The sequence below is a fragment of the Massilia sp. Leaf139 genome, from assembly GCF_001424165.1.
Taxonomy (GTDB): domain Bacteria; phylum Pseudomonadota; class Gammaproteobacteria; order Burkholderiales; family Burkholderiaceae_D; genus Telluria.
The window spans coordinates 18,529-40,721 of record NZ_LMOJ01000006.1 but is presented as its reverse complement, the minus strand read 5'-3'; the positions used below and the strand labels follow the sequence as shown (position 1 = coordinate 40,721).

The window sequence follows — 22,193 nt, the reverse complement described above, 5'->3', positions numbered from 1 at the left end:
ACCAGCACGCTCACCACCGAGCCGCTGCTGGCCGGCTACTCGCGCACCGCCGCGATGCCGAACTTCAAGCCATCGACCAGCTCGCCGGTCATCGGCCGTGGCATCGCGACCTATGCCCACTCGACCGACATCGACGGCAAGGCACGCAACGCCACGACGGGTATCGACATCGGCGCCTATCAGCACTGATGAGTACAAATCAGCATTGATCGGCAGAAGTGATCATCAAGCCATCCTGGCTTGATGAGCCGCCCCGCGCAGCCGCAAGGTGCGTGGGGCTTTTTTCGTCGGTGCGATGCAAATAGTCACCGAATTCCGGCGCAAGGGAAGAGAACACAGTTCATTAACTATTGTTTCTTGAAACAAACGTACTGTATAACATTGATACTTGTAAGAAATTTTTTTGCGAAAACGTTGAACTTAGGAAGTTTCCACAGCTCAAAGGTACGTATTCACTTTTTTTGTTAGGGAAACTTTCGCATGAAGAAGCAAGCCACCAACGCAGTCCTCCGCAACGCCGCCATCCTCTTGATCGCAACCGTTGCTGCCGCCGGCGCCAACGCCCAAACCTCGGCGCAAGTTGCCCTGACGGGCTACGACAGCCTCAGCGCCACCCCAGGCACCCAAAGCAGCGCCACCCTGCCAGCAACCACCTACAACTATTACGTGTCGCCGACCGGTTCGGACACTGCCGCCGGCACCAAGGCCGCACCGTTCAAGACCCTGGCGCGCGCCGCCAAGGCCGCCATCAAGCCGGGCACCACCGTCTTCGTCGCACCAGGCACCTATGCCGGCGGCTTCAAGACCACCGGTAACGGCACCGCCTCGGCCCGCATCTACTGGGTGTCGACCACGAAGTGGGGCGCCAAGATCGTGCCGCCAGCCAGCTCGGTCAACAAGACCGCCTGGGACAACCGCGGCCATTACGTCAGCATCATCGGCTTTGAAGTCGACGGTTCGAAGATCCAGAGCGGCACCAAGTGGACGCTGGGCATCTACACGGGCGGTTCTTACAACGTCATCGAAGGCAACCACGTGCACCACACGGCCAACACGATTCCCTGCTCGAGCGCAGGCGGTTCGGCGATCGGCGTCGACAGCTACTACAAGGGCGTGATGGGCGACGTCATCGGCAACGTCGTGCACGATATCGGCCCGGCCGGCTGCACCTATGTCCAGGGCATTTATCACAGCACTTCCGGCTCGATCAAGAACAACGTGGTCTACCGCGTCGGTTCGGCAGCAATTCACCTCTGGCACGATGCGACCAACCTGAAGATCACCAACAACACGGTGAGCTCGTCGGTCTTCGGCATCATCGTCGGTGGCGGTGACTACTACTTCACCTCGGCCGGCGCCAACAACGTGCACGTGTATAACAACATCGTGTACGACAACAAGTACGGCATCTCGGAGCAGGGCAAGACGGGTACCGCGAACACCTACAAGAACAACCTGGTGTTCAAGAACACGACTTACAACTGGCAGCTGCGCAATGGCCTGAAGCACACCGCGACGATCACATCCGAGCCGCTGCTGGTCGGCTACTCGCGTACCGCCGCGATGCCGAACTTCAAGCCATCGACCAGCTCGCCGGTCATCGGCCGCGGCATCGCGACCTACGCCCACCCGACCGACATCGATGGCAAGCCGCGCAACACCACGACCGGCTTCGACATCGGCGCTTATCAACACTAATCAGCACTGATCGGGCATTCCTCAAGCACCGAGCAGATCGTTTTGCCAGCCGGGCCTGCGGGCCCGCGTTCCCCGCGCTGCCCCAAGGCAGGCGGGGTTTTTTGTTTTCGGAAGCCGCTCGATGCGCTGGCCAGCGCGGGCGCCGGAACCCCGGAATGACTGCTGAGTTGGGAAAAACCCCACGTATTGATTCTTCGCAAACTCTACTCGCAAATGCGTCTTGAACGGCAGAGTGCTTCGTGTAGAATCAATTCTTTCATGTTGTGGGTCGGGGCGGACGTCCCGGTGACGCGTGGCGCATGCCGGCGTTCCCGACAGCAGGTCGAACACGGTAACCGGCATGTCACGCATTGCGCATCACAAGTGGTTCAGTTGTATGTCCTGGAACGGCGCAGCGCCCGCTCGCGCGTTTATCGCTTCCGCCTCCGCTGCTTGCCCGTGCCGATGTTCGCAGGGCGCCCCCCGCGCTTCCCATTCGAGGCATTCCGCCCGGCTTGCCTGAGCTCGGCCGACGCGTGCGTCGTGCCCGAGCACCCCGACCGGCTGCCGCGATGGCGCGGCCCGGCAACCCTGCATTTGCCAATTTTCCGGATTCACCCAATGGATATCGTAGAGATGAACATGCAACAAGAGTCGAAACAAGAATCGGGCAGCACCAGTGGCCGTCCACGCCGCAATATCGCCAAGCAGGTGGTCGAACGCGGGCAGCGCCTGCGCAACCGTGCCGGCGTGCTGATCGGTATGTCGCTGGGCCTGGTGGCGCTGTTGACGGTTCTCGAGTAAAACCAGACGCCGACCGGGTGCGCCTGCCGCTACGCTAGTCGTCCAGCGGCGCCGCCATCTCCGCGCTGTCGGCGGTGGGGCGGTTCACCTGCGGCGTGACCTTGAACCAGTCGAACGCATCGGGCGGCAGGGCCGCCTGGCGCGCCAGTTCGAGCGCCTGTTCCGGGCTGATGTCCGGATCGAGCCAGAGCGCGGCGTCGGCCGCCTCGAGCACCACCGGGCGCCGGTCGTGGATGTCGAGCATGCCTTCGGCCGCATCGTCGGTGACGAGCACGAAGCCTGCCTCGGCGCGGTGTTCGGTGAACGATCCGAAGTTCGCCAGCGCCAGCATGAACAGCGGCGCGCGATCCTTGCGGTGAATGTGCCAGGGTTGCTTCTTGCCTTTTTCTCCCGTCCACTCGTACCAGCCGTCGGCCGGCACGATGGCGCGGCCGTTCTTCATCAGCCGGCTCCAGTAGCGGTTGGTCAGCTTGTCGAGCCGGGCATTGATCGAGATCGGCAGCTTTCCTTCCGCCCATTTCGCCCGATAACTCCAAAACACGTCGTCGATGCGGCGCTCGCCATCCTGGATGTGCATGACGGGGCGATACGTCCCGGGCGGCACGTTATAGGCCGGCGTCGATTCGCTGTCGTACACGGCGTCGGCCCAGCCGAAGACGCTCGCGTAGTATCGTGCCGTTTGGCTTTGGTCAAATCGTCCACACATGGGAGTCATGGTACTGCAAACGCGACGCCCGCACGATTGATCCTGCCGGGCTGGAACGGTGCGCGGCGGCGGTGATGCTATGCTGTACAAACGACAAGCAAAGGAGAACACGATGGCGGGAGCCTGGCTGAGGGTATTGAAATCCGTTCCATGGGGCGAAGTCATCGCGGCGGCGCCGCAGGTGGCGAACAGTGCGCGCAGGCTGTGGGACACGGTCGGGGGCAAGGGCGTGGCCACGCCGAACACCGAACTGGACGAGGCGGTGGCGCACATGCCGCTCGACGACGGCATGGCGCTGATCGCGGCCCAGGTCGAACGCCAGGACATCGCGCTCGCGCAATTGCAAGGCCAGGTGCGCGAAGCCTCGAAGCTGATCGCCGAGCTGGCCGACCAGAACGCCCAGCTGGTGGCGAAGCTGCAGGCGGCGCGCGAGCGCCTCACCCTGATCGGTTTTACCGCCGCCGGATCGATCGTGCTGGCGGTGGTCGCCCTGAGCCTGGTGCTGGCCCGCACCTGACGGCATGCATCCGCTATCTACGCCATGAAATTCGTCCTGACCCTGTTCTTCTGTTTCATCGCGGTCGCCATGCTGATGAATGCCGGCCGCAAGCGCGGTATGCTCAGCAAGGATGCCGACAAGGCGGTGACCGGCCTGGCCACTGCAATGCGTTACTTTCTATATGGGCTGCTCGCCATCGGAGCGGCGGCCTGCGCCGTGCTGATCTACCAGGGCAGCTGAACAAATCGGGCCGCGGCACTTTCCACGCTGCTGTGATCATTCGATAGAATTTCCTCGCCGAAATCGTTTAGGATATTGCGCTTTCGTCATTTGCAAATGCGATGACGTGTGTCCCGAGATTTCGATGAGGTGTATGTGCATTTACGTGTTGGAATGAGCGGCCTGGCTCTGGTCATCGGGCTGTCGATGGCCGGATGCGGCGGAGGCGGTGGCGACGCCGCGCCGCGTTTTGCCACGGTGCCCGAACTCCCGGCGCTCCCACCCAGCGGCCTCGTGACGGCGCCGGGTTCAACCGGCCCGATCCTGTTTGCCGACGCGGGGCCCTTGCGGGTGCTGCGCCACAATGCCGCGTGGACGTACCGCGGCGTCGAGCAACGCGGCGATCCCGCCGCGACCCGCCCTGAGGTCTATACCAACACCGTCACCATGACGGAGTCGGGCGGGGTCTTCAGCGAGGCCGTCGGCAACCGCTACATGGACGGTCTCGACGGGTTCGGCCCGCTGCGCTTCGAAGACGGGCGCTACACCCATACTGAGAACATTGCGATCAACGGGAACCACGTGGCCTCGGGCACATTCGTCGAACTGAGTTCGCCCGTACGCCAGAACGAGCAGTTCGTCGCCATCGACCGCAAGGGCATCCCGCTCACGGACGACTTCGACGGCGACGGCACGAAGGACAAGGTCAACATTGCCGCCTGGACGCGCGTGATCGGCAAGGAAATGTTCGACCTGCCGAACCGGCGCGGTGTCGAGACCGTGCGGGTCGACCTGACGATCCGCGTGCAGATCGTGCTCAGCCGCGGCAACGTCGTCGCGCCGATCGAGGAAGGGGTGAAAAGTTTCTGGTACGCGCCTGGTCTCGGTATCGTCAAGCGCCGGATCGACCGGACTGCCGAGAATCCGCAGCTGCCGCGCCGGGTGGTCACGGAAACCCTGGAAAGTTTCGACGGTGTCAGCACCGGTCTCGGCTACCTCCCCATGGCGAAAACGGCGATCCCGCCCGAACTGGCGGCGACGGCGCCGGGATTGCATCGTCCGGTCGCCGCCGTCGGTTTCGGCACGCACGCGGTGGTCGCCGTCCATTTGCCGGATCAGCGCCCGCCGAACGGCATCACGCTGGCCCAGCTCGACAACCGCGGCAAGGTGCTGGCGCTGCGCAAGTACGAGCTGTCCGAGCTGTTCCCCGGCGCTACCGCCTTCGACGAGCTGCGCCTGCTGCGCGTGGGCGAGGAGCTGCGCCTGGTCGCGCGCACCGGTTGGTCCGCGGTGTCGATGCTCGCCTTCGACGGAAACGGGCAGCGCATCCTGCGCACGCCCGTCTTGCTGCAGAGCGACGGCAGCATGATCCGCGACCTGGAAGGCAATAGCTACCGGCTGGCCCAGGGCGGCGACCGGCTCTGGCTGAACTGGATCCGCGAGGGCAGCGCGGGCAACGGCCTCTATCAACGTGCGATGATGCTGCGCAGCTTCGACAGCGCGGGCGCGCCGCTGGGTGCCGAGCGCATGGTGCGCAGCGCCACCGGTCGCCTCATCGACGACGCCGCCATGGTGTTTGCCGACAACCGGCTGGCCCTGTCCTGGCGCGAAGACGGCCTGCTGGGCGAACGCCGCCTTGCCCTGGTCGATGCCGCCAGCGGCGCGCTGACCGAGCGCGCGCTCGACCTGAAGGGTGGCGACTGCGCCGGCGTCGGCCTGGTCGCGCTGCAGCCAGGCCTGGCCCTTAGCTGCCGCGAGTCCATGCCGGCCCCGCTGCGCGTGGCGCGCCTGGATGCCGGCGGCGACCTGGTGCTGGCCGGCGCCAGCCTGTCCGGCGAAGCGTTGCAGGCACCCTGGCTGACCAAGGTCGGGGAGGGCAGCCGCGTGTTCGGCGGCGGCGGCGCCGGCGAGCTGACCGTGCTCGCGAACCAGTACGGCCAGCTGTGGCCGGAAGACAGCGGCACGGCGTTTTTCGCGACGGTGCTGCGCACGCGCAGCCTGGACGGCCGGCCCGCCGGACGCGAGCCGCAGCTGCTGGCGCGCATGCCCGCGCTGGACGGAACCGTTCTCGACGCCGTGCCGCTGGGGAACCGCCTGCTGCTGATTGGATCGGACGTGTTCGGCAGCCTGCAAACCGCCCTGGTCTGGCTGCCGGAGTAAGCAGCGCGGTACGACACCGCGGCCTCGACCCGCCGCGGTGTTATCAAGATCGAATGCCATCCTGACTAGTGTGTTGCGCCGAAGATGCAGCACCAGAAATATCGTATGTTCATCCTGTCATGAAACGGCGAAATGGTCGCAAGAGACGCATAGAATTCCCGTAGGAAATTTGCCTTACGGAATCTTTGCCCTCTGACCGGCGCAATGCGCCACCGCCCCCCATGACGACCCTGACCCGACGGCTGCTGCCGTTCGCCTGCCTTGCCCTGTGCGCGCTGCCTCGAGCGCATGCCGATCAATCCACCAGCGGGATCGGCGCCGCGGGCGCCTGGAGCGTGAGCGGCAATGCCGGCATCGTCTCCCAGTACGTCTCGCGCGGCTTTCGCCAGACCTGGGGCAAGCCGGCCCTGCAGCTCGGCGTTGACGCCGCGCATGCGAGCGGCTGGAGCGCCGGCAGCTGGGTCTCGAACGTGGACGAGCGCTACGTCGAGAACGGCCGCCTCGAGTGGGATTTGTACGGCGGCTACAGCGGCAGCCTGGGCCCGCTCGGCTACAGCCTGACGGCGCTGTACTACAAATATCCGGGCGCCGTCATCGGCGCCACCGGAACGCGCTACGACTACGGCGAACTCTCCGCCGGCCTCAGCTACAAGTCGGTCTACGCCAAGTACAACTACACGCTCACCCGCGACTTCTTCGGCATCGCCAACGCGCGCGGCACCGGTTATTTCGACGGCGGCGCCAACATCGCGCTGGGGGCCGCCACCACGCTGAACCTGCACGCGGGCGAAGGGCGGGTGGCCGGCGCCGGCAACGACTACTGGAACTGGCGCGACCTCAAGGTCGGCCTGACGCGCAGCCTGCACGGCGGCTGGAGCGCGGCCGCGGCCTATACCCGCGCCTTCGGCGCCACCCACGCCTACGACCACTACAGCACCGGCGTGCCCAACGCCGCCGGGCGCATCGCCTATTCGAACCCGGCCAGGGGCGGCTTCGTGCTGAGCCTGAACCGTAGCTTTTAATCCGCAGCCTCCGATCCGTCATCTCCAGCGAGCACGCCCATGAACACCACCAATTCCACCCAGCGCTTTGCGCTCTCGCTCAATGCGCGCATCTGCGTCACCGCCACCGCCCTGGTCGTCCTCGGTCTCGGTATCACCTCGACCGTCATCGGCATCAAGGGCAGCGAAGCTTCCGAAGAGGCGGCGATGCGCCTGGCGCGCACCGCCGCGCGCGAGAGCGCCAGCGTGCTCGAAGGCCGCATCGGCGCCAACCTGAAAGCCGTCGACGTGCTGTCGAGCACGGTCGCCGCGACGAATGGCGAGCCGCTGGCGCGTCCGCAGCTCGGGGCGATCACCAAGGCCGCGCTGCAGGGCGCGCCCGACCTGGTCGGCACCGTGGTGGCGATGGAGCCGAACGCCTTCGACGGCAAGGATGCCGAGTTCGCGGGCAAGAAGCCGGAATACGACGACACCGGCCGCTACATGCCCTACTGGACGCGCGCCGAGGACGGCTCGATCCGCGTCGAGCCGAACGTCTTCAGCGGCAATGCCGCCACCGACGGCTGGTACGAGATTCCCAAGGCCAGCGGCAAGCGCCACTTCTCCGAGCCCTATGCCTATCCGGTCAACGGCAAGGAAGTGCTGATCGCCTCGCTCGTGGTGCCCGTCATCATCGACGGCAAGTTCCAGGGCGCGACCACCGGCGACCTGTTGGTCTCCAAACTGTCGGCGATCCTGGCCGCCATGAAGCCGATCGAGGGCGGCGTGCTGACCCTGGTGTCGAACGGCGGCCTGTACGCCAGCCATCCGGACGCCGCGCGCAACGGCAAGAAGGCGGACGACCTGCCGGCCGCGGCGCTGGACAGCATCCGCCAGGGCAAGGCCTATGAATTCACCGACGACAAGGGCATGGTGCGCCTGTTGCAGCCGCTGCGCCCGCACCCGGACATGGCGCCCTGGGCCGTCCAGCTGAGCTTCCCGCATGACGTGGCTACCGCCTCGGCGCGCGAACTGGTGAAATATTCGCTGTTCGTCTCGCTGGCCTGCGCCGTGCTGTCGGCCTTTGCCATGGTCACCGTGCTGCGCCGTCTGATGCGCCCGGTGCGCACGCTGGCCGCCGCCATGACCGGCCTGGCCGGCGGCAATGCAGACCTGTCGGCGCGCCTGGACGTGCGCGGCAGCGACGAGCTGGCCACCATCGCGGCCGGTTTCAACAGCTTCGTTGCGAAGATCCAGAACGTCCTGATCAGCGTGCGCAGCAGTTCCGACAGCGTCGCCGGCGCCAGCCTGGAAATCCGCCAGGGCAACGCCAACCTCTCGGCGCGCACCGAGCAGCAGGCCAGCGCGCTGGAGGAGACGGCCGCCTCGATGGAGGAGCTGACCTCGACCGTGCGCCAGAACGCCGACAATGCGCGCCAGGCCAACCAGATGGCGGCCTCGGCCTCGCAGGTGGCCGTGCGCGGCGGCGAGGTCGTGGCGCAGGTGGTCGAGACCATGGCCTCGATCGATGCGTCGTCGCGCAAGGTGGTCGACATCATCTCCGTCATCGACGGCATCGCCTTCCAGACCAACATCCTGGCCTTGAATGCGGCCGTCGAGGCGGCCCGCGCCGGCGAGCAGGGCCGCGGCTTTGCGGTCGTCGCCTCCGAGGTGCGCAACCTGGCCCAGCGCAGCGCGGCCGCGGCGAAGGAGATCAAGGGCCTGATCGGCGACTCGGTCGACAAGGTCGGCATGGGGTCGATGCTGGTGGCCGAAGCGGGGCAGACCATGCAGCAGGTGGTCGAGAGCGTGCGCCGCGTCACCGACATCGTCAGCGAGATCAGCGCCGCCAGCGCTGAGCAGAGTACCGGTATCGGCCAGGTGAACCAGGCGATCGTGCAGATGGACGACGCCACCCAGCAGAACGCGGCCCTGGTCGAGCAGGCCGCTGCCGCCACCGAAAGCCTGCAGGAACAGGCGGCCACCCTGGTAGCGCTGGTGGGCGAGTTCCGCCTGGAGCAGGCCGGTGCGCCGGCAACGGCCGCGCGTCCGCTGGCACTGGCGGCGCCGCAATGAGCGCTGTGACCTGTACCCGCGCATGCAGCGCGATGGCCCGGCGTGCGCGGCCTCCGCTGCGCCTGTCTACCCTGACACCGGCACGTACTGCGCGCCGCGCCGGCGATGCAGGCGCCACGCACGACCGTGCGCGGGTGCTGCCCCTCTGCGGCGCCGAAGCGGCGGCGCCGGAGCTCGTCTGATCCCGGGCCGCGGCAGCCCTCAGGCCGGCCGCGCCCGTTGCAGCACCAGCCACTCCAGCATCAGCACCACCGCCGCCGACACCGCCAACAGCGGCATCAGCGCGCACAGCGCCAGCGCGCCAAGCCATGCCAGCGGCGATGCTGCCCGCAGCGCGCCCGGCAGCAGGGCCGGCAAGCCGAGCCGTCCGCTGCGCTTCCTCTTGTAAAACATCACCCAGCCCGAGACCAGCGAGAACAGCACGCCGAGGCCGAACAGGAACAGGAGCGCCTGGTTCCAGAGCCCGAATTCGCCCCGGTGGAAGGGAATGCCGACGGCGGTGGCCTTGCCGAAGGCGGTCTGATCCTCCCAGCCGGCCCGGTACAGCACCCGGCCGTCGTAGGCATCGAAGGCCAGGTCGAAGCGCCGGGTCGGCTGGGTGCGATCGGCCCCGGCCGCGCGCCAGACGCCGTCGGCGCCACGCGGCGGGCTCAGGCTCATGGCGATCGGCGGCGCGATGCCGCGCGCGTGCGCCCAGGCGCCTTCCCAGTCGAGCTGGCGCGTACCCGGCGCCGGGCGCGAATGCAGGTGGCTTGGCGCGCGCGGCGAGGCCTGGCCGGCGGCGTCGCGCAGGCGGCGCACCTGCTCGCCCGCATACTGGCTCCAGGTAATCCCGGTCACCACCATCACGAGGCTGAGCAGACCCAGCGCCACGCCGGCGAAGGCATGCCATTGACGCCAGGCCGCGCGGCCGGTCTTGCCGGCGCGCGGCAGGCCGCTCCCGCCGGGCTGCGGCCACCACAGATAGACGCCGGTCAGCAGCATCACCAGCAGCCAGCTGGCGCCCAGTTCGATCATCCAGCGCCAGCCATCGCCCTGCAGCAGGCGCGAATGCAGCGACTTCGACCAGTCGCTGAAACGCTCGCCCGTATTCTGCACGCCCAGCACCCGGCCGGAATACGGATCGACGAAGACCGTCAGCGGGCGCGCCGCCTGGGCGGACGCGGGCGGCGCGCCGTGATGATGGCCGGCTGCCTCGTGCCCGCGCGCCGGCTCGAACAAGACCTTGACGCTGTCGCCGGGCGCGAAGGGCGGCAGCACCGAGCGCAGCGCCAGGCCATGGGGAACGGCGCCCTGGGCGGCGGCGACCGAGCGGTCGAGCGGCAGCATCACACCCCGCGGCGCCACCCGGTCGAGCCCTTCGTAGAGCCGCGCTTCGATCTGCGGCACGAAGACGTACAGCAGGCCGGTGAGCGTGGCGAGCAGCAGGAAGGGCGTCGCGATCAGGGCGGCCCAGCAGTGTACGCGCAGGTAGAGGCTGCGGCGGCGTGCGGCCAGGGCGGAAAGGGCTCGTTCGGTGGAGAGGGAATCGTTCATTGTCGTTGTCGGAATGGCCGGCCTGGAAACGACGTCCATCCTACCGTGCGGCGCACGCGCACGGCGCCGCCGAGCCGAAGCGGACGGGCTTGTCCGTTTGCGCCGGCGCAAGCTCAGGGCCGCGAAGGCGCCGGCAGCGGGCGCGCGCTGACGGCCAGGATGCCGCAGGCGAGCAAGACCAGGCTGGCGGCCAGGCCCGTCCATTTGGCCAGGTTGGCCAGCAGCATCGCGGCGCCGAAGGCGGCGGCCAGCCAGTCGCTGTGCCAGGCGGCGGCCCACAGCGTCAGCAGCGTCATCAGGTTTTCCAGCACGTCGGCCAGCACGGCCAGCAGCGGCGCCTTGCCCAGCACGAAGACCGGCGGCACCGGATCGTCGGGACGCCGGACGCCGGCCATCTGCCGGAAGGCCCAGGTTGCGCACAGTCCGAGCAGCCAGGCATAGGCGGCAATCAGGCCGAAGTCGAAGCCGACCGCCCAGGCCGCGGCCGCGGGCGAGGGCAGAGCCGCGGGGCAGTGCGCCCAGTCGCCCAGGCAGGCGGCGAGGAAGCCGCGCTGCCAGGCGTCGAAGCCGAAGCCGCCCTGGCGGGCCGCATCGACGAAGCCGACGCCGGCATCGGCGTGCAGGGCCGCGTGGCCGAGCCAGCCGCAGGCGAGCAGGAAGATGAAGAAACATCCCAGCGCCAGCCAGAATCGGTGGTTGCGCAGGAGCGTGGCACTCTTCCACACCGAATAGATGCGTGCCTGCGGATCGAGGGCGGCGCCTTCGCCGAGAACCCGGATCCGGTGCGCTTCGTCGCCGTCGCGGTGCGTGACGTTCGTGCGCACGCTCAGGCCGGCGACGCCCCACCAGGGCGTGTCGTAGGGGGTGTCGTGGGCGATGTAGGGTTTGGCCTGCGCTCCGGGCGCGCGCGTGTCGGGTTCGCGGCGCAGGCCGCAGGCCTCGGCCTCCGCCAGCATCCAGTGCAGGGCCTGATCCGACAGGCCGGATTCGTTGACGTCGTAGCCGCCGCCGACATCGCTGTGCACTCCGCGGAACCAGCGCTGGCGCAGCGTGCGCGCCCTGGCCGGGTCGTGCTCGTCGAGCGCGTAGTCCTCGTCCCAGTACAGGCGCGGCGCGAAGCTCGATCGCACTTCATCGAGCGACAGCGCATGGCGGATGTGGCGGAATCCGGGCTTGTCGCGCGTGCCGCCGTTGCGCGTGATCGTGCGCCGCGAGAGCAGGGGAATGCCGACCGATTCCACGGTGTCCCAGACGCCGATGAAGTGGATCTGCGCCGTCTTGCCGTGGCTTGATGCGAAGTCGGCGCGCACCTGCTCGGCCACCTCGCGCTGGGTGCTCTTGCGCTTCTTCTTGCGCGCGAAATAGGCGTCGATCGCGTCTTCGCTCGCGTTCCCCGACACCATGCCGGTTTCCTCGGCCAGCGCCGCGTTCTCGCGCCGGCCTTCCTCGGCCTGGCGCGCGCGCATGGCGCCCCAGGACACCCGGCCGCGCCGGGTGGCGTCGCTGGGCGTGGAAAAATACACGCGGATCAGGGTCAGGATCAGGGTCTTGCTGTCGGAGCGGACGATGCCGAACAGGTTCACCATGCCGGCCACGCAGCGCGCCGTGAAGGCGCCGCGCGAAAAGCCGAAGATGTAGATCTGGTCGCCCGGCGCGTAGTGCTCGACCAGGAAGGAATAGGCTTCGGCGATGTTCTCGTACACGCCCTTGCCCTGCGCCAGGCCGGCGATGCGTTCCTTGCGCCGCACCAGTTCGTTCCAGGCGCCGAGCGCCGGCAGCTGGTCGGGCGCGCCGACGCCGGGGTCGTAATACACGAGCTGGTTATGGCGCTCGGGCGCCAGCAGGCCGACCAGCTTCAGGACATTGGTGTCGTGGCTGCCGCCGGTCAGCGTGTTGTTGGTGCCGTCGCAGCACAGGATGATCTGGCGCGGCCCGCCGGTGGCACCGGTTGCCGCCTTGTCGCTACCGTTCATGCGTCCCCCGCCATGCTGCACTACGCATCGATCACTCTACGCCTGAACGGGGATCGGCAGGAAAGACGGTAGCGGTTTCGTTGTTTTTTTCCACACGCGTAGCCGAGGGAGGCGCTGCCTCCGCTATTCCACCTGCATGGACAACGACACAAGAAAACACTATGCTCGAATTGCCCTGCACACGCCGCACCGCGCCTCCACCGGGCGATCGCGGCCCGTTTGCCAATCCTTGAATGCGCGACTATCGATGGCCCAGGATCCTGTCCACGCGTCCCCGCGCGCCAGCACCGACGCCGGCCGCCACAGCGTCGCCATCGACCTGGGCGTCGTCGTCGCCCTGACTGCGACGGCGTTTCTTTTCTCGATCCGCTTCGAGCTGTCCGAGCGGATCACCGCCTGGGAGCTGCGCCACGAGGCTTGGCAGGTGGACGAACTGCCTGGAACGCTGGTGGTGCTGTTCGCCGGCTTGTTGTGGTTTTCCTGGCGCCGCACCCGGCAGGCGCAGCGCGAAGTGCGGGAACGGCTGGCGGCGCAAAGGCAGGTGGTGACGCTGCTGCTCAGTAACCGCGACCTGGCGCGCCAGCTGATCCTGGTGCAGGAGAACGAACGGCGCACGCTGGCGCGCGAACTGCACGACGAGCTTGGCCAGAACTGCACCGCGATCCGGGCTGATGCCACCTATATCCTGCACGCGCCGCCAGGAGACGGCGCCGGCATCGCCGCCAGTGCGCAGCGCATCGCCGCTACCTCGGAGGCGCTGTACGGGCTGGTCAAGGCCATGCTGCGCCGGCTGCGCCCGATGACGCTCGACAGCCTCGGGCTGGTGCCTGCCTTGCAGGAACTCTGCGAACAGTGGGAAGAGCAGACCGGTATCGGCTGCGCATTCTTCCCGGTCGCCGTGCCCGAAGAGCTCGACGACCTGCTCGGCATCACCCTGTTCCGGCTGGTGCAGGAGAGCCTGACCAATGTGGCGCGCCATGCGCACGCGCGCCAGGTCAGGGTCGAACTGCGCCGCAGCGACTGCGGGCGGAAGCTGCGCCTGGCGATCGAGGACGACGGCCGTGGCCTCGGCGCAGAGGGCGAACTCCAGGGAGGCTTCGGCCTGACCGGCATGCGCGAGCGCGTGGCCAGCCTGCAAGGCAGCATGCAGGTCGGCGCCGGGCCGGGCCAGGGCGTGCGCATCGAAGCGGTGCTGCCGCTTGCGGCGGCCGCAACATGAACCGGGATCTCATACGGGTGCTGCTGGTGGACGATCATCCGGTCGTGCGCGCCGGCTACCGGCGCCTGCTGGAGCAGGGCGGCGACATGGCCATCGACGAAGCCGGCAGTGCCGAGCAGGCCTATGCCGCCTTCGTGCGCCAGCCGGCCGACGTGTGCGTGACGGACTTGTCCCTGCCCGGCACGGGCGGACTCGAACTGCTGCACAGGATCAGGGCGCGCGACGACAAGGCCCGGGTGCTGGTCTTCAGCATGTACGATTCGGCCCACCTGGTGCGGCGCACCTTCGACGCCGGGGCCTGCGGTTTCGTCAGCAAGCAGGCCGCGCCCGAGGACATGGTCGCCGCCGTGCGCGCGGCCCATGCCGGCCGGCGCTTCCTGAGCGCGAACCTGTCGCGCCACCTGCTGCATGCGGGCGCCGACGACGAGAGCCGCTGTCTCGACTCCCTCAGCCAGCGCGAGTTCGAAGTGTTCCGCCTTCTGGCGCAAGGCCGCTCCGCAGCCGACTGCGCGCAGCTGCTGAACATCAGCCAGAAGACCGCCGCCAACATCCAGACGCGGGTCAAGGCGAAACTGAACGTATCGACGTCGGCGGCGCTCGTGCATCTGGCTCTGCGCCGTGGGATCATCGCGCCGGGCTAGCTGCTCCCCGGAGGCTTCCTGCAGGCGGCTTCGCGTCAGAACCGAAAGTTCATGCCGACGTTGATCGAGCGCGGCGCGCCGGGTGCAACGAAGCGGGCGTCCTGCGCGCCCTCGGTAGCAAGCGCCGGTTGCGCCAGCACTCCTCCGGGGAACAGGTTCTCGGCCAGCACGCCATAGGTTTCGTACCGCCGATCCAGCACGTTGTTGACGCGCGCATAAAACTCCAGCTGGCGCGAGGGCTTGTAGCTGGCGCGCAGGGCCAGCAGGGCGTGGCCGGCAATGCCGGCGTCGCCGAGGGCGAGGGGCTCGTCGTCCTCGGGATCCTCGAGCAGGCCGTCTTCATTGCCCTGCGTGACCAGGCTGGAGACGGCGACGAGGTCGGCGCCGATAGTCCACTGCGCGGACGGGCGCCAGTCCAGCCCCAGTTTCACCGTATGGCGCGGCAGGCCGGCGATGCGGGTGCCGGGGCCGACCTGCACGGTGCGTTCGCCCGCGAACAGGCTGCCGTGCGCGTCATAGGTCGCCTCCAGGTAGCTGTAGCCGAGGCGGGCGGCGAAGCGTCCGAATCCGCGCTGCGCCGACAGGTCGATGCCGCGGTGGCGGGTGCGTTCGAAGTTGTCGAAGTAGCCCAGTTGGGTCGCGCCGGCGCGCAGGAACAGGATGTCGTCGCGGTTGCTGCTCTGGTAGGCCGAGACCGAGAGCGCGCCCTTGCGGTCGCCGAAGCGCGCACCCGCCTCGATCGTGCGCGAGCTCACCTGCTCCAGAAAAGGATCGGCCTGCAGGCCGGTGGGAAGGGCGCAAGGCTGCTCGGGGTCGGCGCATCCGAGTTCGATCACGGTCGGCACACGCGTGTTCCGGGCCAGGTTGGCGAACAGCGTCCAGCCGCCCGCGAGCCGGTGGGTAATCCCGAGCGCGGGGTTCAGTTTGGTGTAGCGGAAGGATTCGGTGGGCTGCACCCCGTCCTCGTCCGTCAGCGTGTTCGTGACCTTGGCGACGTTGTAACGGGCCGAAGCCGTCAGGTGGGTGGAACCGGACAGCGCCAGGGTGTCGGCGGCGTACACCCCGGCGTTCCAGGCGTGGCCGCGCACGGCCGCGTCGAGCGCAGGCGCCGCGCCAGGGAAGGGGACGGCGCCGCGGCTGGCGTCGAAGCCCGCATCTTCGGTGGTCTGCGCGTAGCGCACCCGGTTGCGCTCGGCCGCGAAGCCGACGCTGAGCTTGTGGATGCCGCTGTCGCGCGACAGGTTCAAGCCGAATCCGTACGCGCTCTGGCGGCTGCGGGTCTGATTCAGCACGCCCGGAGCGAGACCGAGTGCGGCGTCGCGCGTGAGCGGGTTGCCCGCGTTATCGACGCAATCGTCGTCGCGAGGCGCGCCGGCGGCGTCGAATCCGTCCGCGCAGGCGTCGGCATAGGCTTCGTAGGCGGGATGGATGTCGCCGTTGACGGTGGCGCGCCGGCTCTTGCGGCCGAAGACGAGGGTGGAGACCACGGTGTCCTTGTCGAGCCAGTGTTCGGCATTGAAGGCAAGCTGCTGCACCCGGTTCCTGCTCCGGTCGGGATGGGTATAGACCGTCCTGCGCCGGTTCTCGTACAGGTCGTCCGGCAGCAGGCCGTTGCCCACCAGGGTGCTCGATCCCTGCAGCAGCGCCAGGCTCCAGCTGTCGCCCCCGATGCTGCGGCCGAGTTTCGCGAAGACGTTGCCGAGCCGACCGTCCGAGTGGTCGCGCCAGCCGTTTTCGGCGAAGCGGGTGCCGGCGACGAAGGCATGCCAGCCGCCGTCGAATTGCCCGCCGTAGGCGAGGTCGATGCGCTTGCGGCCAAAACTGCCCAGCGACAGGCCTGCCTCGAAGCCCGGGTCGGTACGGCCGGATCGGGTTCTGAAGGCCAGCGCCCCGCCCAGCGCATTCAGGCCATAGGTCGGATTAGCGCCCGGCACCAGCATCACGCTCGATATCGCCGCTTCGGGCAGCATGTCCCAGTTGACGACGTCGCCAAAGGCTTCGTTGATGCGTATCCCGTCGAGAAAGACGGAGATGCCCTGGGGCGCGCCCAGCAGCGGCGAAGCGCGATAGCCGCGGAAGGTCAGGTCGTTCTGGAAAGGGCTGCCCTGCACCTCGTTGACGTTGACGCCGGTGAGGTTCTGGGCCATGTATTCGCTCAGGTTGGCCGCACCCGACCGTTCGCGCTCGGCCTTGCCGGCGGTCTGTACGGGGTAAGGAAGCAGCGCCCGGTCGACGCCGATGCCCGGCAGCGGCGTGGTGCCGACGACTTCGACCACGGGCATGGCTGGATCGGTTTGCGCGAGCACTGGCGCCGCGATGGCGCCGCAGGCCGCTCCCAGCAGGGAGACGAAGCGAGGATAAAGTGGAAGTGGCATTGTCCTTGCCTCCCTTGACGGCCTGTTATTGTCAATGGAAGAGTACGGGAAATGCGTGTGCTCAGGCGTGGGAAAAATTCCCGACTTGTACCGTGCTTCCTTGCATGCGCGGAACCGGCACGGCCTTCCTTCTGCCGAACCGGACAAGCGTCCACGAGGGGGCGCAGCCGGGCCGCGCGGCGCAGATGTCCAACGCAGTACTACAGGCCCAGGTTCTGGTTCGCCGGCACCGCCACATCGATCAGTTTCGGTTTCGGCAAATTGAGTTCAGCCATCAGCTTGACGAAATCCTCGCGGCTGCGTTTCGCCAGCCGCACGTTGTGCTGTTTCTCCCAGCCGATCGTCGACACCGACTGGCCCTTGTAATCGTGCCCCGGCCACATCCGCGTGTCGTCGGGCAGCGTGAACAGCTTGCCCGTGACGCTGTCGTAGAGCGCGTCGCTGCTGCCGCTCTGGAAGTCGGTGCGCCCGCAGCCATCAATCAAGAGCGTGTCGCCGGTGAAGACATTGCCGCGCCAGACATAGCTCATGCTGCCGGCCGTGTGGCCAGGGGTGTGCAGCACCAGGATTTCCTCGCCCGTGCCGAAGCGGATGATGTCGCCGTCGTTCAACTGCAGCTCGGCCGGCGCGATGCCGCAGCCGCTGGGCACGGCGGCCTGGGCGCCGGTGAGCTCGCGCAGCTTGCCGGCCGAAGTCACGTGATCGGCATGGGCGTGCGTCTCCAGCACATAGGCCAGCTCCAGTCCCAGGCGTTCGAGGTGGCGCAGGTCGCGTTCCCAGTGTCGGTCGACGGGATCGATAATGACGGCCTGCTTCGAGCCCGGCGCGTTCAGGATATACGTGAAAGTGGACGATTCGGTGTCGAACAGCTGGATCGGATTCAGTTGCATGGTGCTTTCTCCTTCAACGTGGTGGCGGGACTGCCTTACGGCAGCGCCTTGACGATCATCGCGATGGCGACGAGCGCGGAAACGAATGCAAAGCCTTTTTGCAGGTGCGGGCCGGACAGGCGGGCGGCGAGGGATCGGCCGCCGAGCATTCCTGCCAGCGCGCCCGCAGAGAAGGGCAGGGCGAGTGCCCAGTCCATGGCGCCGCTGGCGGCGGTCGCTGCCACCCCCATCAGCGAAATCAGGGCGATGACCGCCAGCGAGGTGGCCACGGCCGATTTCATCGGCAGATCCGTAGTGCGCTGCAAAGCCGGCACCAGCACGAAGCCGCCGCCGACGCCGAGCAGGCCGGAAAGCAGGCCGGCGACGCCGCCCGACACGGCCATGGCCAGCGCGCAGGGCCGGGTCCAGACGAATCGGCCGCTCATGCCGTCGCGGACGCACACGGCGCCTGCCTTGGCCAGCGCGCCGTTCGTTCCGGAGGCCTGCCTGAAGGTTCGAACGGCGACATACAGCAGCACCAGCGCAAACACGACGGCCAGCCAGCGGCTGTCGACTTGCCTGGCCGCCCACAGTCCGGCCGGCGACAGCAGCATGCCGGCGGCGGCGATTAGAACGGCGGCGCGGTAGCGCACGGTGTCTTCCTTCAAACCGAGCACCGCGCCCAGGGCTGCGGCCATGCCGACAGCCATTAGCCCGACCGGGCCTGCTTCGGCGACGGTCGCGCCGACCCCGAATACCAGCAAGGGCACCGCCAGGATGCCGCCGCCGGCGCCGGTCAGCGCCAGGATCAGTCCAACCACCAGCCCGAGTCCGAGACCGGCGAGCATGTTCAGGCCTTTGCCAGTGCGCGCACCGCTGCGATGCGCTCGAACACCTCGAACAAGGCCATGCCGGCCAGCATCGCGAGCACGAAGATCAGCGGCTTGGCGCCGCCAGTGGCCAGCGATGCCAGTGCCGGCCCCGGGCAGTAGCCGGCCAGGCCCCAGCCGGCGCCGAAGGCGAGCGCGCCGAGTACCAGGCGGCGGTCGATGGCGGTCGCCGTCGGCAGGCGCATGGGAGCACCCAGCCAGGAGCGGTCGCGCCTGCGGGCGAGGGCGAAGGCGACGACGCCGACCAGGATCGCCCCGCCCATGACGAAGCCGAGCGAGGGGTTCCAGGCGCCGGCCAGGTCGAGGAAGCCGATGACCTTGGCCGGGTCGGTCATGCCCGATACGATCAGTCCGATGCCGAAGACGAGTCCGGCCAGTAGTGCCATTACGATGTGCATGCCGGTTCCTTCAGGTGAGTGCGTGCCGCACGATGAAAACGGTGACGAAGCCGGCGAACATGAAGGCCGCGGTGGCGGCCAGCGAACGCGGCGACCCACGCGAAATGCCGCAGACGCCATGGCCGCTGGTGCAGCCCGATCCGTAGCGCGTGCCGACGCCGACCAGCAGCCCGGCGGCGACCAGGGTGCCGGATCCAGCCTCCACCGTGACTTCGGGAAGCGCCGCCATCATTGCGTACAGGAGGGGCGCCGTCAGCAGGCCGGCCAGGAAAGCGAGGCGCCACCCGACGTCGCTGCGCGCGGCACGCAGCAGGCCGCCAAGAATGCCGCTGATGCCGGCGATCCTGCCGTTGAAGAGGACGAGCAGCGCCGCGGCCAGGCCGATCAGCAGGCCGCCGGCCAGCGCCGTCCAGGGCGTGAAGTGCAGCCAGTCGATCGTCATTTGCGCGCTTCCTGTGCGGGCAGGCAATACAGTTCGTACAACACGCCCATGAGCGTAGTGGCCTCGGCGCTCTCGATCTTGTAGTAGATCTGCTTGCCCTCGCGCCGGGTGCTGACGAGGCCTTCCTCGCGCAGCACGCCCAGCTGCTGGGACAGGGTCGGCTGTGAGATCCCCAGCATGGTCTCGAGCTCGCTGACGCAGAACTCGCCCTGGGTCAGCTGGCACAGAAGAATCAGCCGGTCGGGATTGCTCAGCACTTTCAGCAGGGCACAGGCCTGTGCCGCCGCATTCTGCATGGCCTCCAGGTTCAACTTCGGGTTCTTGCGCATCGTTCGCCTCTCCTTGCGGTACATTCTATCTGCGAATATTATATCGCACGACGTTTAATCATTCAATATAATGTAATCCGGTGAACCGAAGCGCCGGCGGCGCCTGGCCGGATCAGTCCGCTCCTGCTGAAGTGGCCGAGGAAGATGTCCGCGTCGATGCGGCAATGCGTGCCGCATCGCGTGGTGCCCGTGCTACTATTTCCTGCATGGCGAACCCTCAGAATCGCAGCGATGATCATGAATCTCGACGCGGCAGCGGCTGTCCAGCGCCGGCTCGATGACCTGCTCGACCACCTGCCCGCCGGCGTCGTGGTGCACGGCGCCGACGGACGCATCGTTGCGGCAAACTGTCTCGCTTGCGAATTGCTGGGGCAGAGCGCGGAACAGCTCAAAGGCACGGAATCGAGCGCGGCGGCTTGGGATTTCGTCCACCCGAATTACCAGGCGATGGCGCCGGAGGACTATCCCGTCAACGTCGTCTTGCGTACCGGCGAAAAGCTTGCGCACCTCATCGTGGGCGTGCTCGCCACCGGAACCGAACCCGTGCGCTGGCTGATCTGCAATGCCTATCCCGAACACGATCCCGATGGCCGCCTGAACCAGGTGGTCGTCTGCTTCACCGACTGCACGGCGCTGAAACGCGCCAAGCAGCGTCTGCAGAAGTCGGAAGAGCGGCTGCGCCTGGTCTTGCGCGGCTCTACCGACGCGCCCTGGGATTACGAGGTGGACACCGGGGAAGTCTATTATTCCGACCGCTGGTGGAACATGCTCGGCTACGAGCCCGGCGCGCTGCCGGGCGACGCCGGGCTCTGGCTGCGCCTGACCCATCCGGACGACAAGGCCCGCGTCGGTGACTTCATGCGTCAGTTGTTGGACGGCCAGCACGAGAACTACAGCATCGAATTGCGCCTGCGCCATCGGGACGGTCATCACGTTCCGGTGCTGTCGCGCGGTTTCGTGCTGCGTGGGGCGCACGGCAAGGCACTGCGCATCTCCGGTACCAACACCGATCTTACCGAGCGCAAGCGCACGGAGCGGCGCATCTACGAACTGGCCTATTTCGATCACCTGACGGGCTTGCCGAACCGCCGCTTTCTCATCGAAGAACTGGACAAGGCCCTGGCCCGCAGTCACCGCTCGGGCCGGTTCGGCGCGCTGCTGTTCCTCGACCTGGACAACTTCAAGCTGCTCAACGACACGATGGGCCACGACCTTGGCGACATGCTGCTGCGCCAGGTCGCCGGGCGCCTGCGCCGCGCCCTGCGCCACAGCGACGCGCTGGCCCGCCTGGGCGGCGACGAATTCGTGATCGTCCTCGAAGACCTCGGCTGCTCGGCGGAGACGGCGGTACAGGAAACGAACCACGTCATCGCCAAGCTCCAAGATGCGCTGGGCCAGCCCTACGATCTCGCCGGACGTGCGTTCTCGAGCACGCCGAGCATCGGCGTGGTGCTGTTCGACGGCACGTCGGCGGGCATCGAGACCCTGCTCAAGCAGGCCGATCTCGCCATGTACCGCGCCAAGGCGGATGGTCGCAATACCGCCCGCTTCTTCGACGCCGGGATGCAGGCCTCGGCGGATCGCCAGGCGGCGCTCGAAAGCGGCCTGCGGCGGGGCCTGGAGATGCACCAGTTCGTCCTGTTCTGCCAGCCGCAGTTCAGCCGCGATGGCCGGCTGGTGGGCGCCGAGGTGCTGGTGCGCTGGGATCGGGGCGACGGCGTCCTGCTCGGGCCGGACACCTTTATCGGCCTGGCCGAAACCTCGGGACTGATCGTGCCGCTGGGCCAGTACGTGCTCGACGAAGCTTGCCAGGCGCTGGCGCGCTGGCGCGGCCAGCGCACGCTCGGCAGCCTCAAGCTCGCGGTGAATGTCAGCGTGCACCAGATGCGTGGCGCGGATTTCCCCGACAGGGTTGCCGATGTCCTGCGGCGCACAGGCGCTCCCGCCGACCGCCTGTGCCTGGAGCTGACCGAAAGTGTGTTTGCCGAGAACGTCGCCGAGACCGTCGAGCGGATGCATGCACTGCGCGGCCTTGGCGTCCAGTTCTCGCTCGACGATTTCGGCACCGGCTACTCCTCGCTCGCCTACCTGCGCCGCTTTCCGCTGACGGCACTCAAGATCGACCGCTCCTTCGTGCACGACGTGCACCTCGACCCGGATGCCGCGCCGATCGTCGAGGCAATCATCGCGCTGGCGCGCAAGCTCAGGCTCGAGATCGTTGCCGAGGGCGTGGAGCACGAAGCGCAGCGCAGCTTCCTCGTCGATGGCGGCTGCGGGACGCTTCAGGGCTACCTGCTCGGACGCCCGGTGCCGATCGCCGAATTCGAACGCATTTACGGCGGATACTAAAGTGGGATATGCAGGACAGGCGCGGGGGGCTGTGCGCCGGCCTCGGCGAGG

The 22,193-nt window shown here is 67.6% G+C and carries 20 protein-coding genes; 11 read left to right on the top strand and 9 right to left on the bottom strand.

Features of this window, described 5'->3' with window-relative positions; genetic code table 11:
• The 3 genes from ASF77_RS24520 to ASF77_RS08080 all read left to right on the top strand — a co-directional run.
• A partial coding sequence (locus ASF77_RS24520; RefSeq protein WP_056337407.1) for a choice-of-anchor Q domain-containing protein occupies positions 1-189 on the top strand: 189 nt, incomplete at its 5' end.
• Between the two features lie 291 nt (positions 190-480).
• A complete protein-coding gene (locus ASF77_RS08085; protein WP_082493659.1) occupies positions 481-1,698 on the top strand; it encodes a right-handed parallel beta-helix repeat-containing protein in 1,218 nt (405 codons plus the stop codon).
• 615 nt (positions 1,699-2,313) lie between these two features.
• Positions 2,314-2,481: a hypothetical protein gene (locus ASF77_RS08080; protein WP_156648803.1), complete on the top strand. Its 168-nt coding sequence runs from the start codon at positions 2,314-2,316 to the stop codon at positions 2,479-2,481.
• 34 nt (positions 2,482-2,515) lie between these two features.
• On the opposite strand, the gene ASF77_RS08075 is transcribed toward ASF77_RS08080, so the two are convergent.
• Positions 2,516-3,187, bottom strand: a complete 672-nt coding sequence (locus tag ASF77_RS08075) for an SOS response-associated peptidase (protein WP_056337399.1) — start codon at positions 3,185-3,187, stop codon at positions 2,516-2,518.
• Between the two features lie 112 nt (positions 3,188-3,299).
• Between ASF77_RS08075 and ASF77_RS08070 the strand changes: the two genes are divergently transcribed.
• The 5 genes from ASF77_RS08070 to ASF77_RS08050 all read left to right on the top strand — a co-directional run bounded on the left by ASF77_RS08070 (position 3,300) and on the right by ASF77_RS08050 (position 9,121).
• Positions 3,300-3,704, top strand: coding sequence for a hypothetical protein (locus ASF77_RS08070; protein WP_056337396.1), 405 nt, complete (start codon positions 3,300-3,302; stop codon positions 3,702-3,704).
• 24 nt (positions 3,705-3,728) lie between these two features.
• On the top strand, positions 3,729-3,926 hold the full coding sequence (locus ASF77_RS08065; protein WP_056337393.1) for a hypothetical protein: 198 nt from the start codon (positions 3,729-3,731) through the stop codon (positions 3,924-3,926).
• A 153-nt stretch (positions 3,927-4,079) separates the two neighbouring features.
• Entirely contained in the window at positions 4,080-6,065 is a 1,986-nt protein-coding gene (locus tag ASF77_RS08060) for a hypothetical protein (protein ID WP_056337391.1), read from the top strand.
• Positions 6,066-6,286: 221 nt separating this feature from the next.
• The gene (locus ASF77_RS08055) at positions 6,287-7,087 is read left to right on the top strand and encodes a TorF family putative porin (protein ID WP_082493658.1); all 801 of its coding nucleotides are present in this window, start codon (positions 6,287-6,289) and stop codon (positions 7,085-7,087) included.
• Between the two features lie 39 nt (positions 7,088-7,126).
• Positions 7,127-9,121 (top strand): methyl-accepting chemotaxis protein, encoded by a 1,995-nt coding sequence (locus ASF77_RS08050; RefSeq protein ID WP_056337388.1) that lies wholly within the window; start codon positions 7,127-7,129, stop codon positions 9,119-9,121.
• Between the two features lie 201 nt (positions 9,122-9,322).
• Here the strand turns inward: ASF77_RS08050 and ASF77_RS08045 are convergent, their stop codons facing one another.
• Entirely contained in the window at positions 9,323-10,657 is a 1,335-nt protein-coding gene (locus tag ASF77_RS08045) for a PepSY domain-containing protein (protein WP_056337385.1), read from the bottom strand.
• 113 nt (positions 10,658-10,770) lie between these two features.
• A complete protein-coding gene (locus tag ASF77_RS08040) occupies positions 10,771-12,630 on the bottom strand; it encodes a DUF2235 domain-containing protein (RefSeq protein ID WP_056337383.1) in 1,860 nt (619 codons plus the stop codon).
• Between the two features lie 247 nt (positions 12,631-12,877).
• Between ASF77_RS08040 and ASF77_RS08035 the strand changes: the two genes are divergently transcribed.
• Both ASF77_RS08035 and ASF77_RS08030 read left to right on the top strand, forming a co-directional pair.
• Positions 12,878-13,849, top strand: a complete 972-nt coding sequence (locus ASF77_RS08035; RefSeq protein WP_056337380.1) for an ATP-binding protein — start codon at positions 12,878-12,880, stop codon at positions 13,847-13,849.
• Positions 13,846-14,490 (top strand): response regulator transcription factor, encoded by a 645-nt coding sequence (locus tag ASF77_RS08030; RefSeq protein ID WP_056337376.1) that lies wholly within the window; start codon positions 13,846-13,848, stop codon positions 14,488-14,490. Before ASF77_RS08035 ends, ASF77_RS08030 begins: the two co-directional genes overlap by 4 nt.
• A gap of 35 nt (positions 14,491-14,525) precedes the next feature.
• Here the strand turns inward: ASF77_RS08030 and ASF77_RS08025 are convergent, their stop codons facing one another.
• The 6 genes from ASF77_RS08025 to ASF77_RS08000 all read right to left on the bottom strand — a co-directional run bounded on the left by ASF77_RS08025 (position 14,526) and on the right by ASF77_RS08000 (position 19,793).
• Positions 14,526-16,865, bottom strand: a complete 2,340-nt coding sequence (locus tag ASF77_RS08025; RefSeq protein ID WP_056337373.1) for a TonB-dependent receptor — start codon at positions 16,863-16,865, stop codon at positions 14,526-14,528.
• 200 nt (positions 16,866-17,065) lie between these two features.
• Positions 17,066-17,755, bottom strand: a complete 690-nt coding sequence (locus ASF77_RS08020; protein WP_056337370.1) for an MBL fold metallo-hydrolase — start codon at positions 17,753-17,755, stop codon at positions 17,066-17,068.
• Positions 17,756-17,790: 35 nt separating this feature from the next.
• Complete coding sequence (locus tag ASF77_RS08015; RefSeq protein WP_056337367.1) at positions 17,791-18,582, bottom strand: sulfite exporter TauE/SafE family protein; 792 nt, start codon at positions 18,580-18,582, stop codon at positions 17,791-17,793.
• Between the two features lie 2 nt (positions 18,583-18,584).
• Positions 18,585-19,022, bottom strand: coding sequence for a DUF6691 family protein (locus tag ASF77_RS08010; RefSeq protein WP_056337365.1), 438 nt, complete (start codon positions 19,020-19,022; stop codon positions 18,585-18,587).
• Positions 19,023-19,032: 10 nt separating this feature from the next.
• A complete protein-coding gene (locus tag ASF77_RS08005) occupies positions 19,033-19,464 on the bottom strand; it encodes a YeeE/YedE family protein (RefSeq protein WP_056337362.1) in 432 nt (143 codons plus the stop codon).
• Entirely contained in the window at positions 19,461-19,793 is a 333-nt protein-coding gene (locus ASF77_RS08000; protein WP_056337359.1) for a helix-turn-helix transcriptional regulator, read from the bottom strand. The genes ASF77_RS08005 and ASF77_RS08000 overlap by 4 nt, the downstream gene beginning before the upstream one ends.
• A 231-nt stretch (positions 19,794-20,024) precedes the next feature.
• On the opposite strand from ASF77_RS08000, the gene ASF77_RS07995 reads away from it, so the two are divergent.
• A complete protein-coding gene (locus ASF77_RS07995; RefSeq protein ID WP_056337355.1) occupies positions 20,025-22,142 on the top strand; it encodes a GGDEF and EAL domain-containing protein in 2,118 nt (705 codons plus the stop codon).
• Positions 22,143-22,193 lie beyond the last annotated feature (51 nt).